The sequence below is a fragment of the Alicyclobacillus pomorum DSM 14955 genome, assembly GCF_000472905.1.
Lineage (GTDB): Bacteria > Bacillota > Bacilli > Alicyclobacillales > Alicyclobacillaceae > Alicyclobacillus_A > Alicyclobacillus_A pomorum.
In genome coordinates, this window is sequence record NZ_AXAR01000006.1 from 1 (window position 1) to 12,625 (window position 12,625).

The window sequence follows — 12,625 nt, forward strand, 5'->3', positions numbered from 1 at the left end:
CGCCAAAGTACCATACAGACATATTGGGAAACCATGAATCAGGCATAACTATGGTTCTGAGGTGGTGGGATAAGGGGGCAGATCCGACAGACCGCATGTATAATAGTATGACATCGGAATGGACGACTGTCTTATTTCATTTGCTTGATAGGTACAAGCCGTTGTTTTTGAACTGTGGTGGCATATATTAAAATTACCCATCGATGCACCACTAAAGCCACCATCGTACATTCACCTTCCAATAAAACGCCCCCGTTTCTAGGGGCGTTTTATTGTTTGTCTAATAAGGGCGTACAAGCCGTGCATTTCTATGATACAAGCCGTTTCACGACTGAATCTCCCGCCATACCCTATATTAACTTTGACTTATAAGGAGGTGACTCAGAATGTCCTTTGGCGTACGTCGAGCTGAAATTGCGTTTCTCGTGATTTTTGTCCTGTTCTTCGTTCTTTTCACTCCATTTGGCGAGTTTTAAGTACAAGCCCAATAAAACGTCCCTCTGTACGGGGACGTTTTATTGTTTGTCTAATAAGGGCGTACAAGCCGCGCATTTCTATGATACAAGCCGTCTCACGACTGAATCTCCCGCCATACCCTATATTAACTTTGGTTTATAAGGAGGTGACTCAGAATGTCAGATGGGTTCCGACTGCGTCGAGCTGAAATTGCGTTTCTCGTGATTTTTGTACTGTTCTTCATTCTTTTCCCGTTCTGTTGATAGGTACAAGCCCAGTACAACGTCCCTCTGTACGTGAATCTCCCGCCATTTCCTATATTAACTTTAGCTTATAAAGAGGTGACTCAGAATGTCCTTTGGCGTACGTCGAGCTGAAATTGCGTTTCTCGTGATTTTTGTCCTGTTCTTCGTTCTTTTCACTCCATTTGGCGAGTTTTAAGTATAAGCCCAATAAAACGCCCTTCTGTATGGGGGCGTTTTATTGTTTGTCTAATAAGGGCGTACAAGCCGCTCCTTCTATGATACAAGCCGTCTCACGACTGAATCTCCCGCCATACTCTATATTAACTTTGGTTTAAAGAGTTGATGGCGATAACTCCTGCATATTGAGCAATCAATGATGGGGCAATGGGTAGAAGCACGAACGAAGCAGACACGACGGAGAAAGGAGGAGGGATATTTCTATGCCAAGGAAGTTCTTCGTAAAAAAGTCGTCTGCATTAAATGTACTGAAGCGAAATCTTGCGGGTAAAGGAAATGTTTTTGGGATTCTCGATGCGGTTAAAAAAGTCAATCCCGAGCAGTGGAAAAACCGATCGCAAGTGGAACAACTTGCTAGAAAGTATATCGACAAGTTGGGTCTTGCGGTTCCCGAACAACGCATCAAGCAATTTATGGATGCGTATACGGACGCAATAAGGAACGGATCGAATGCTGATGAATTGATTCAAAAATACGGTAAGAATGTAGATGAAGGGACCGCAACGGCGATTAAAAAATATGTTTCGAAATCAAAATGAACATAAAACCGGCATATCGGAGGGGTAACTGTACCCCTCCGATATGTTTGCTGTTCTGACTTTAAAAGTAAATTCGGTAGTAACTTTCCCCAAGGAAAGTGTTTGAGACCCCACAAGGCGACTTGTCCTACAAGATACCTGTCCGTTCCAACTGAGAATGACTCGTCACTATGATATGGCATGTCTGTGGTACACAAAAACATTGTTTCGACGAACGTAGATTTTCCGTTTGCGCCAGTTCCGTACAGGAAGAACAAACACTGTTCGTTGGTCTTCCCCGTCAAAGAGTAACCCACTGTACGCTGCAAGAACCGAATCATATCCTCGTTGCCGCTCATGATACGGTTTAGGAACGCTAACCATGTTGAGCATTCCACATACGGATTGTATGTGACATTGGCAATCTTGGTTAATGTCCCTTGAGTCATGCGCTTTGAATTGTCCAGTGCGTAAATCAATGGTTCCGTTTTGAACATTAAAAACCATCGGGTCGCGCTCAAACTGTGTAATCGTACATGCAATTCCTGGCCGCGTTGCAGCAAGTGCCAGCATATTGTTGATTCCTCGTCTTGACTCACTATCCTGAGCGTGGTCAGTTAACTGCCGCCGTAACTGTTGATTTGAACACCGCGCTGCCTCTTCGTACATAGATTGAATCGTCATGTCCGCCAGTTGGTACACGGCAGACAACTCATCCTCTGCCCATCGCTTGCCGTCGTAGATGTACCATTTCTGCTGAGACGTGACGTAGCGTAAATAGACAGAGTGTTGATCCGCAAATCGTTTGGCGTTACCCAAATCATTCAGGTTGTATGAATTGAGACTCACCACGTTATTCGGCATATGTTCGTTTTGCTGTGTGCTCTGTTCCGCGTTCATCCTTTCACCTCCTCATCATTTCTCTGCCATTGCCGTTACGCTCGGTACAAACCACAACACCTTGAACCGTGCGCGATCCGGCATACTGTTTTGGCGCAGATATTCCAATGCCTCTTTGTAGCCGTTGATTATAGTCTCGTCTGGTACGCTGTATCCAAGTTCGATATTCGCTAATGCGCCCTCATTCACGCCGAGGTAACGTACGATATAATACCGGGTTGCACCGGCGCGTTCTCTCATCCGTTTCAACTCTCGTCCAATACTCTTAGATAGATTCCTCCTGCAATATAGAAGGCCGATCCATCCGACCGGCCCGCGTGGTTAATATGGTTTGTCTTTATATGGTCTTGCGTGATTATTTGCGTTTGATGAAGAAAATACGTTGTGCATCTACATAGAAAACTTCATATCCATCCGCACCAAGCTGGAGCAGTTGGTTGTAAAAGTCCTCACTGAATTGGTCACGAGGTGTGCGCTCGATGACATGGTATTTAGGGAACTGCCCATCGTCTTCAAAACGAGAGAACCATCCACTCGCCAGATTTTTCTTAATCTCCGACTCGTCCGATACCTCCCACTCGATTTTTTCAGTGACCCAGTGTTGACCGTTGAAAACCGTATTACCTCTGCCGCAAATGAATTTCATGTGCTACGCCTCCTTTACTTATGCAGCAACACTTTGCCGTTTTTGGACATAAACACACGCCAGTTTTCGGTAATCACCTTGTTCAATTCACGTTCCAGGTGTGCATCTGCATCGACACGCGACACGAGATTCTTGAAATCAACCAAATAAAATTGAGTGTTGTTCATACCCGTTTCATCCTCCAATACGTTAATGATTTCGCAACCTTGCTCTACAAGCATCCTAATGTCTTCCAAGTGTCCACATGTGACGTACCCCTCAGCATCAAACCGAGACATTACCACGTTCGCCATCGTTGGGTTGTGCAGCCGTACGACCATTAACGGATCACCGCCTTCTTGAAGGTGATCCGCACCGTGTTACCGCTCTGGTATTGCTCGCTCTCGATTGCGTAGCCAGCAGACGCCATTTGCAGAACTAGACCATCACGTTTGTATGTCTGTTCAGTCACGGTGAACGTGTCGGGAGCAGTTGTCTTGGCTGTCGTCGCGTTGTCGGTGTTGAGTCCCAACTCTTGTTCGCGCTTGCGAATACGCGCCTCCCTACGTTGGAATGCCTCGTGCATCTTCTTTGCCGCATCAACTGTCTCGCTCACAGTTTTAACCAACAATTCCGGTGTAATTTTCTGGTTTTGATTTTCCATGATTAAAACATCCTCCTTGAAATTAAATGGTGAATTTGCTTACCAGTTTGCGAAATGCCATAGACGGATAAGATGTCCCACTCCTCACGAGACACTGATTGATAGTCTGATCTCTTTGGCTGATGCGCTCTAGTGCATCCGTGATTTTCGACAGTTTGGCTGATGTGCTTTCGAGTCGAGATATCATCATCTCCAGTGCGATTTGTTGCTCTTCCACGACTTAGACAACCTCCTTGAAGTCATCTGCTGTAAATTCAAACACGCTAATCCATCTCTCCAACAGCTTCTTTGACGGCCTGCGTTTACCCAACTCAACCAAACTGACGTACTGACGTGTACAGCCAATCAGGTCAGCAACGATATCTTGACGCATGCCGACGCTCATCCTCATCAGCCGCAACGTCTGTCCACTAATCTTCACTGGATCACCCCCTTTTTCAGAGTTTGAAAAAGCAACTAACAAACCAAAAAATAAAAAGCACGCCACAAGGACGTGCCCCCTCACAGGAAGGAATCCATCTATGTCAAAGGAAGATGGATGGACGATATGGAGATGGATGATATATGTCTAACGAGGTGTGTACCCCCGACCAGACCGAAGTTAATGTTCTCCCCCTTATCAATTGGGGGTTAAAACGGGAAAAGTAGCGGTTTCCACTCTATGCATCCTGGGACGATCTTGTACAAGGTCATCCCTCTATATATTGAGGTTGCGAGTCGACCAAAATGCAAGGTGACAACCTATCCCCTTATTACCGCTAGCGTTACGCGTTATAGAACTTTTTCACGGGGCCTGCCAAACACGCCAACTGTTTCGGGCCGAGACGCTCAGACGGCAATCGAACATTAAATATTCTCTTGTAATAATCAATTGTCGAAAAGGTATTGTTGTCGTCCAACTCGCTCATTTCGCCGTATGCAGCACGCTTGTGACTTGTTGAAGTGGTTCGCGGTTTATCTTCCACTTCACGCATCAATACCTCCCAATCGGGACGGCCCGACACATCTTCACGGTCCAAAGCTTAGTGATGTAATATGGCGGTCGCTTGGATATGTACTCTTTGCGGTTAGATTTCGGTTTGCATCCAAATGTATCTAATATAGCGCGACTTACAGCGGTTGGAACAATCCACCACTGGTTGCGATTATGTAATATGTCCTCATTCCATTTGTCGATGTCGGGATGAAACGATATATGTAATCCTGGAGAAACTCTTTGATTAACCGGCGTCCCATCTCCCACCAGTGCATCTGTCCACCTGTCACGCCATTGATCGATTCGCTTCTCAATCGCCTTTTCGCTCTTACCTAGTACATGTGCCACCTCCCGATTCGTGAGTCCGGCAAAAAAACGAAATGCTACGGTTTGTCTATCCGATGGTGTAAGCATGTCTGATTGCAGACGCTTCTCCAAGTCCATGCAAATAGTCAACGCCGTAATCGTAACTCATTCGCATTTCAGTAAACCCATCCAGCAACAATTCAATGCCTACGAGTTGTTCACTCTTCTTCTTTCGTCCTATCGATCACCCTCCGATTCCAATTTGTGAAATGCCTAGGCACGCAATATTCGGTTGTCAGGGAACAGGTAAAACAAAAATCGAACTGTCGGCACGCTAGTGGGCACACCTCGCCCACGTCTCGGCGATACTTCAACAGTTCAATATGCCTATATTATAACACGACATGTATAACTTTGTAAACAACTACATATTTATACACACGGCATATAAACGGCACGTTGAAAGGCCGACTTTTATGTGTGGAGTGCGTTGTAGCTACATCTGGTGAACGTATTCGAGGGGTGGAAGGGTAATTGGTCATGCGCGGGGGATGTGGTGCATCAAAGTGACCTACAGCGCATCTGGTGAGAAAATAAAAAACCCGCCGAAGCGGGGATGGCAGGATGGCACAAATAAATTTTCAGAACCGTGTGAGCGGAAACTGCTCAAACGGAAACCTCTTGTCTAGCAACCGCTATGGCTTTGCGCAAGTTTTATCACCACCAACCCCATGGCCCTAGCGCCGCAAGCGCCAAAAAGGGTAAGTGGAGAAATGGAAAAAATGCCTCTTCAACGTCATCTTTTGGCTGAGGCATGTTTTCCAGCAAATCAATGTTTACAGTACTGGCGTCTGTTTCATTCGCTAGACGAGCTCCGCCCCCTACCGGACGCATGTAATTCCATCACCTGTTACGGAATGAAGAACTCCGCGGTGAGTTACACCATCCCTCGTGCGAATGACGACGGGCCGTCCAATAGACCGCATGCAATGAGCACGTGCAATCACGGTTTTATCCCCCCTCCCCGGTATTTACTTGCCAATGCCATTTAATGTTTAGGGGATTGTGCATGCGGATTTTACTGTTTAGTAACCGCCGTGATGCGGAACAAGCAGGAAGAACAGCACGAAGATAATCAGAAAAACAACTGCCCACCGGGTGAAACCACCAAATACTCCTCCATCGTACACGTACCCCACCTCCTTCCCGTCAGATGCTGTTAGGATACGCATGCTTGACTGCATAAGATTAAGCCATTTACCGTGCGTCACACGCGGAAATAAAAAACCCGCCGAAGCGGGATCATTTCATGTTGGTCAATTTTTTCTTAAGTTCTAATGAACGTTGTACGAAATGGGCTACATTCGTAAGCATGTCGGCTGGTATGTCCCAATCTGCTTTATCTTTATATGGAATAAGCTGGCGTTGAAGCTCAGTCAGGTACTCCCAATGGACATATAGCTCGCTCACGATATCTGGTTCAAACAAATCCAGTATCGAATCATCAGAAACACCTTTGGATAATCCCATTTCTACAAACGCGTTGACACCTGTCACGCGTGTTTGTTCAAGATTCTGCGCAATAAGATCTAGACGTAAAGCTAGGATTTTGGCTATTTTGATGCGCCGTTTCTTCGTCCTCCACCATTGTCTTCCGCCAAGAATGAAATTGGTGACAGTGGCTATTACGACAACTATTACGTTGATTAATGCGGTAACAGCTTGAACATATGTCGGCCATAGTGGCTGTTGTTGCAAGATATCTCCTCCCGATGTCTCATTCGACGTCAGGAAGGTTTTCCCTCCATATGAAACGTACTCATACTCAATACTCTGTCCGTCCAACGCAAAAACGCCCACGCAATGTGGACGTCTCTGCTGATCATCTATGCCAACCACCGGCACCACCCCACTTAGCCCGCTAACTCTAAACTAGCGTACCCATTTTGAGTAAATATGGAGCCAATACGGAGATATTATGGAGCAGTGTACAGAGAATTCCAACAAATTTTTCTAATAGAAATCACGGATCGCAAATTTGAGTGAAACGTGATGCGTGACATGGCGAAATAAGTTTGATGTGTTACCAAACTTTATCATATCGAGGTTTTGTTGATCAAATTCACCGGTCGACCTACCTTGTCGCCGCCGCCGAGCCGAAGACACATTCCGCAAAATAAGTCTGAGCAAAACGGCCGGATTAGTATGTTTATTCTCCTGTTCTATTGTTTGTGTATGGTGAGTAAGATAGTAGGTTTATCTACATTACATCCTGCATATCGTTACCTTGCCTCATCCTCCGTCCAACAACGCCACCGAGTTGAATGTTACACAATTAGATTCTGTCACATTGGATAAAACCCCGAATTCCGCGTCGAATTCCGCGTCGCTATTGGGATTCCTGGCCTTTTTCTATTTCTCGCCTTGAAGCAGTTGATTTTTAATGTGTCATATTGTATATATAGATACAATAAATACCATTCGATTGGAGCGGATAACAATGGAGTTTGTGCAGCCTATTCGTGACCGTAAGAAAATCGAAGCGATGAAGAAGATACTTAAAGCGGATAACCTACGTGATTACTGCCTGTTCGTTCTCGGTATCAATTCGGGACTTCGGATCAGTGACCTCCTGAAACTCAAAGTCGGCGATGTCATGGAGAATGGCAAGGTAAAAGAACGCATTGTAGTGCGGGAGAAGAAAACCGGTAAGACAAAGGACTTCCCTCTTGGTGATAGCGCAAAGAAGGCCATAAGCGAGTATATGAAGTCCAGAGGGGAATACACGCAGGATGAAGCGTTGTTTCCGAGTCGCAAAGGTGGAACACCGTTAACCCGTCAACATGCGTATCGCATCATCAATGACGCAGCCAGGGCAGTCGGTATTACTGAGCAAATCGGTACACACACCCTGCGTAAAACGTTTGGGTATCATGCATATCAATCAGGTGTCGACATTACACGCATTCAGAAGTTGTTGAACCATTCCGCACCATCTGTTACATTGGCGTACATCGGTATCACCCAAGAGGAATTAGATGATGTGTACGTGAATCTGAACCTGTAACTAGTCACCGTTCGACACACTTTGTGATACAATTACTTTGCAAAACTCCTTGGGTAACCTTACCCCCTCATCGAATGAGTCACCGATACTGTTGCGGTGGCTCTTTCGCGTGCGAAGATTTTGCGGAAGTCGAGGCGGCGGGCGTGCTGAGCAGGTTGTAAGTGGGTTTATCCCACCTACCAATGCACTAAAGATCTCTCCCAGTGTCCATATTTGTACAGTTAAATCCCGACAAATAAACTAGGGATTATCTACATTTTCCTCCACCACGCTTCATTTTTCTCGTCATTACGTCAAATCCAAATCCTATAATTCCGAGTTGGACACTATGTATTATTTATCCTCGTTTTCCTCCTCATCCGGCGTCCACACAATCCATTGCCACGGCTCAACCTTCAACGCTTTGCATATCGCGTCAATGTGCTTCAATTCCAACCGCTCAACATATCCCTTGCAGATGTGGCTGATGCGGGCCTGTCGCACACCAGATAACTCGGCGAGATGCGTCGTTGGACAGCGTCAACTCGCGATTGATTTGGATCGCGTTTAAATCTGGTTACAGTATGGCAATACAAAACTAAGGAGGTGTTTGTCGTGACTGTCAAGCCACAACAATTAATCGACCAAGTTCGTAACCAAATTGACAAAGTTAAAACCATGATTGGCCGGTTCTTGCGCGGGTAATCCGCCGTCATTACATGGATTGATGATATCAACGGGAACGAATGGGAGATTGAAGTTGTAGAGAGTGACAAAGTGGGTTTGATGGACATTTTTGTGGACATTGTGAGCAAGTATTATCTGTGAGGAGGAACAGAAAGACACAATGTCACTCAGTATACGGAGTAGGTAAGCCTACTCCTTTTCTACGTTTGAGTCCACGTCCACGCCGAAGTATTCGCGTAACCGCTGCACGACAATTTCTTCTTACAGTGACCTCGTCAGGATTAGCCGGTATGAGATCAAATGGATCGGTGTAAAAGTTACGATACTCCCATGCACGATACATTATCTTGAGTAGGTCGTCTGGTGTACTGATACACGCTTGCGCCACTCATCTGCTTGTCGTTGTATTTGTTTTTCATATTCCTGCTGCCTTCGTATCGCGTCATTCAATGCATGACGCGGGTCAACGAACACACAATCCCAAGTCGGATCGTTTACGTCAAGTTTCAGTTCAATTACCTGTTCCTTGCTTTCGAGATTTAAGGCCCGTAGCTTGTAGCGCTGGTATCGTTTAGTTGGCTCATGTGTTACCTCATATATCTCACGCTTTCTGTCTGCTGTGTAGTAAACTATGTCGCCAACGCTAAAATGCCTGATCACACCCTCCACCTGTATTATGTGGTAACATGTAGGGGAACCGCCAGCGTGTCAGTTCCCTCTCACTGTACCTATTCCCCGTCGAGGATAGTACCATGTCGCAATATTGAATGTCGATTATGCATAGTAAATTATCGTGCCTCCACACTATAATTTAGTGATATCTATGCCGCGTTTCCTTAGTTCGATTGCGATTGCTCCCATGATCCGACCGTATGTCTGTGCTTCGTCACGTAGCCTGTTTGACGCTGCCATAGCAAAGCCAGCGTTAAAATTACCGATTTCTGTCGACTGTTTGAGTCTTTTTTCGTACATTTCTTTCACTCTCTTGAATTCCTCAATAAGTTTTCCTGTAGACCACGTACTAAACATGTTCCATAGTCCCTCCTGATTATTGGTTTTCACCTATATAACCGTTTCTCGGATGGGCTGATTGGAAAGTAAGGATATGAAATTGACGTCCAGGTGGGAAAAACCCGCCGAAGCAGGGCTTTACTCTTCGAAAAGACCGTAAATTTCGATCATGGATTTGGCATGTATTCGCCTAATCTCCTTATACAGCGATATTAACTTGTATTGCCTTTCATGAAAGCTCACCACTATGTTGTCCGGATCAAAATTACGAAAGTAGTCGTTCGGATCAAGCCATTTAAATTTAGCAGGAACAATGATGTTTCCATCCGTAAATACTCTATATTTAGAGGACTTTGCCCAGCTATCAATTCGTTCATCGAAGTTTTTGAAATAATTGCGGAGGCTTCTATCCCTCAGAACCGAATCGTCTGGTACCGCAAGACTCTGACGAACGATCTGGCCACGCTCAGGGTTTGACTTCGGCCAAAGCAATTTTGAAATATTCCCCGCTGCGACCAAAAACGCCTGAACGGAATACCATAGACGATCCTCGTCATTACTCGACAATGCATTTTTCAGGTCATCCATGGCCATCAGAGCGAATTGTGATTGTCGCATTATTTGATTCTGGAATATGCGTAGCGTTTCGGTATCCAAGTTACACCCTCCCGCTTCACTAGTACGATCCTTGGAGTCACTATTTTCTTTTTAGACTATCTGCAATTTGCATAAGTACCCCTTTATCGTAAATGTTCCTACACCAGTGATTACTATAATTGACTTTCCCATAATTGCCATTAGAGTGCCTCCTCTAGCGACAAGTAAAACCGCGATGACTTCACGTGTCTTTATTCTCCTTGAAAAAAGAAGATAGATATACAATGGAATGATTAGCACGCATCCTCAGCTTGTGACCACTTAGGATTGCGGCGGCTTTGTGGCGGACATCGGTCACTGTATGTGTCATGTCACTCACCGTCCTCGCCATGCAACGCTTCAAACGTCAGCTTGCTTACCTCGTACATGCTCGGGTTGTTTTCTATCCGTCACAAGCTCCTTTCGCCCTGACAACTTGTCACACTGTGGCATACACTGAACTAGCTCTGGCAAAACACACACCCTACGCAGACCAAAACCGTATATACACACTCTCCTTCGACACCAGAGCTCAGGAGAAGGTCGATACGTCGCCTTCTCTTTTAATGTTCACTGACCAACACGCTTTCACTTGGGCTTGTTTTCTACATAAAATGTGTCTATATGTCACACGCTCCTTTCGCCTTCACACCTTGTTGAAGGTCCACATATGATGCCGTGATCCATCAGCTGACCCAACTTCATGAATTCTTCCGAGGACTCTTGGAAGGTCGTCCACCCTCACAGGCGGCCTTCTCTTTTTTTGCGAATTCAACGATTGGCCCAAACATCATGTCTAGACTGCGCATATCCTGAAACCGTCTCTGGCAGCCGCGCCAGAGTTAATGGAGGAGGTCGTCCACTGCGCCGGAGGCCTCCTCTTGACATTCACCGAGGCCAGGAATACTCACATCAATCGCACATATGGTTATGTTGCTGGCAGACAACACCCCTTCGTCGAGCCAAGGCCCCATTTGAGGTCGGTACACCCCCGATCCTTCTCTTCTTTTTAAGCCACACGTCCTCTCATCGAACTCTAATCGCTCAGTCATGGCTTTCTAACATCGAGCTGATAAATTGAGGTAGCAATGAACTTTCCTACCCATCAATACTTGGTTCAATCCTCCCAGCAGGCCGGATGATGAATCCGGTCTGTTGCTTTTTTCAAATCCCGAGCGTCAACTGCTCGTATGGCCGTAATCCGTAGTGCCGCACGTACTCTTCCAGTTCCTTTGGCGTTTAAAACGGTGCCCCGCCGCCTCCATTGCCGTCCAAGTCCGCATTGATGCTACGAACATGAGTGGTGCCACGTAGCAGATATATCGTTTCCTCCGGCTGGCCTGTGGTGTTCAGCCTGATACGCATACAAATGCCCACTCGGCTATGGCTGCAGTACTGACTCACTATGCATGTGTTTAAGCCTTGGTGATGTTTACGTCAACGTCTCCCAGTCAATAATGCAATGGTGGAGCTTCTCTCTTCCCCATACAGTTGCCCTCATCTTCAGTCGGATGGGGGCGTTTTGTCATCCTGCTTCAGCGATATACTCCGGTGTATCATTCCTCACGTTTCCCACGAACTCCCATGCCACTCCTTTGTAAAGAACGACCCACGTGGGCGGAGCGCACGTCTGGTATAGAGTAAATAGACAGTCAAATTTATGACTGTTGAATAGTAGAATATAACTATTTATTTTCTGGATACTGTAAGTTACAATTTACTCATAATGTTACGGGAGGGAGGGTATTGCCCCGGATCTGCAACGAGATTGTCCATTACGGGGCCGCAAGCTTGAAGGCAAAGTGCATCTTGTGCAAAAGCTATGTCGATGAGTCTGAAATGAAGGTTATATTCAAAACTGGTTTCATACGTAAAGACAACACAGATTTTCCAATGGGTATTTGCCAACAGTGCAGTCCTTCGGTTGACTACGAATCACCCGTACATAAGACACACAGTAACCCGTCCGAATCCTGAGATCGGCGGGTGTTTTTAACCTGGCCACTCACAAAGGAAAAACCGCCGAATCGGGACAAATAAAAAAGGATTAGCGTTTTGTCTTTGCGTAAAGCAGATCCCCTACATCACTGTACCGTACCCTGTGATACGTTGACGCGACCTTCACTGGTGCGCCCACTATACATAGAAAAGGATATTACCTTCCGATCAGCCTTGCGTAAGAGTTCCGTTTTTAACTGTGCGATGATTTCGTTGGAAACACCCGCTTCGCGCAGTCGTCTTTCTAAGTACTCTTCCTGTGACATGTGCGACCATCCAAACATCAGTACCCACCTCATGGCCTTTATGTGTTTCATGTA

General features: G+C 45.9%; 14 protein-coding genes and 1 pseudogene. 2 read left to right on the forward strand and 13 right to left on the reverse strand.

Features of this window, described 5'->3' with window-relative positions; genetic code table 11:
• Positions 1–1,141: 1,141 nt before the first annotated feature.
• The gene (locus tag YWK_RS0107380; protein ID WP_035466424.1) at positions 1,142–1,477 is read left to right on the forward strand and encodes a hypothetical protein; all 336 of its coding nucleotides are present in this window, start codon (positions 1,142–1,144) and stop codon (positions 1,475–1,477) included.
• A 168-nt stretch (positions 1,478–1,645) separates the two neighbouring features.
• Here YWK_RS0107380 and YWK_RS0107385 read toward each other — a convergent pair whose 3' ends face one another.
• The 10 genes from YWK_RS0107385 to YWK_RS0107440 form a co-directional block, all read right to left on the reverse strand.
• Positions 1,646–2,356, reverse strand: coding sequence for a hypothetical protein (locus YWK_RS0107385; protein WP_026964298.1), 711 nt, complete (start codon positions 2,354–2,356; stop codon positions 1,646–1,648).
• Positions 2,357–2,371: 15 nt separating this feature from the next.
• On the reverse strand, positions 2,372–2,596 hold the full coding sequence (locus YWK_RS0107390) for a hypothetical protein (protein ID WP_156909069.1): 225 nt from the start codon (positions 2,594–2,596) through the stop codon (positions 2,372–2,374).
• A 115-nt stretch (positions 2,597–2,711) separates the two neighbouring features.
• On the reverse strand, positions 2,712–3,002 hold the full coding sequence (locus YWK_RS0107395; protein WP_026964300.1) for a hypothetical protein: 291 nt from the start codon (positions 3,000–3,002) through the stop codon (positions 2,712–2,714).
• 14 nt (positions 3,003–3,016) lie between these two features.
• Positions 3,017–3,169 (reverse strand): hypothetical protein, encoded by a 153-nt coding sequence (locus YWK_RS21835; protein ID WP_156909070.1) that lies wholly within the window; start codon positions 3,167–3,169, stop codon positions 3,017–3,019.
• A gap of 152 nt (positions 3,170–3,321) precedes the next feature.
• Positions 3,322–3,645 (reverse strand): hypothetical protein, encoded by a 324-nt coding sequence (locus tag YWK_RS0107405; protein WP_026964302.1) that lies wholly within the window; start codon positions 3,643–3,645, stop codon positions 3,322–3,324.
• A 22-nt stretch (positions 3,646–3,667) separates the two neighbouring features.
• The gene (locus YWK_RS0107410; protein WP_026964303.1) at positions 3,668–3,862 is read right to left on the reverse strand and encodes a hypothetical protein; all 195 of its coding nucleotides are present in this window, start codon (positions 3,860–3,862) and stop codon (positions 3,668–3,670) included.
• A 3-nt stretch (positions 3,863–3,865) separates the two neighbouring features.
• Positions 3,866–4,066 carry a helix-turn-helix domain-containing protein gene (locus tag YWK_RS18795; RefSeq protein WP_156909071.1) on the reverse strand — a complete coding sequence of 67 codons (201 nt, stop codon included), beginning with the start codon at positions 4,064–4,066 and terminating at the stop codon, positions 3,866–3,868.
• A gap of 343 nt (positions 4,067–4,409) precedes the next feature.
• The gene (locus tag YWK_RS0107420; RefSeq protein ID WP_026964304.1) at positions 4,410–4,619 is read right to left on the reverse strand and encodes a hypothetical protein; all 210 of its coding nucleotides are present in this window, start codon (positions 4,617–4,619) and stop codon (positions 4,410–4,412) included.
• Positions 4,619–5,065, reverse strand: a complete 447-nt coding sequence (locus YWK_RS22850; protein WP_026964305.1) for an ECF-type sigma factor — start codon at positions 5,063–5,065, stop codon at positions 4,619–4,621. The genes YWK_RS0107420 and YWK_RS22850 overlap by 1 nt, the downstream gene beginning before the upstream one ends.
• Positions 5,066–6,229: 1,164 nt before the next feature.
• On the reverse strand, positions 6,230–6,685 hold the full coding sequence (locus tag YWK_RS0107440; protein WP_156909072.1) for a hypothetical protein: 456 nt from the start codon (positions 6,683–6,685) through the stop codon (positions 6,230–6,232).
• 742 nt (positions 6,686–7,427) lie between these two features.
• Here YWK_RS0107440 and YWK_RS0107445 point away from each other — a divergent pair.
• Positions 7,428–7,994, forward strand: coding sequence for a site-specific integrase (locus YWK_RS0107445; RefSeq protein ID WP_026964307.1), 567 nt, complete (start codon positions 7,428–7,430; stop codon positions 7,992–7,994).
• A 333-nt stretch (positions 7,995–8,327) separates the two neighbouring features.
• Here YWK_RS0107445 and YWK_RS21415 read toward each other — a convergent pair.
• From YWK_RS21415 to YWK_RS0107470, 3 genes and pseudogenes are all read right to left on the reverse strand, one after another.
• Positions 8,328–8,489, reverse strand: a pseudogene (locus tag YWK_RS21415) (helix-turn-helix domain-containing protein); the annotation flags it as partial.
• 975 nt (positions 8,490–9,464) lie between these two features.
• Entirely contained in the window at positions 9,465–9,689 is a 225-nt protein-coding gene (locus YWK_RS0107465) for a hypothetical protein (RefSeq protein WP_026964309.1), read from the reverse strand.
• Between the two features lie 120 nt (positions 9,690–9,809).
• Entirely contained in the window at positions 9,810–10,328 is a 519-nt protein-coding gene (locus YWK_RS0107470; RefSeq protein WP_026964310.1) for a hypothetical protein, read from the reverse strand.
• Between the last annotated feature and the right edge of the window lie 2,297 nt (positions 10,329–12,625).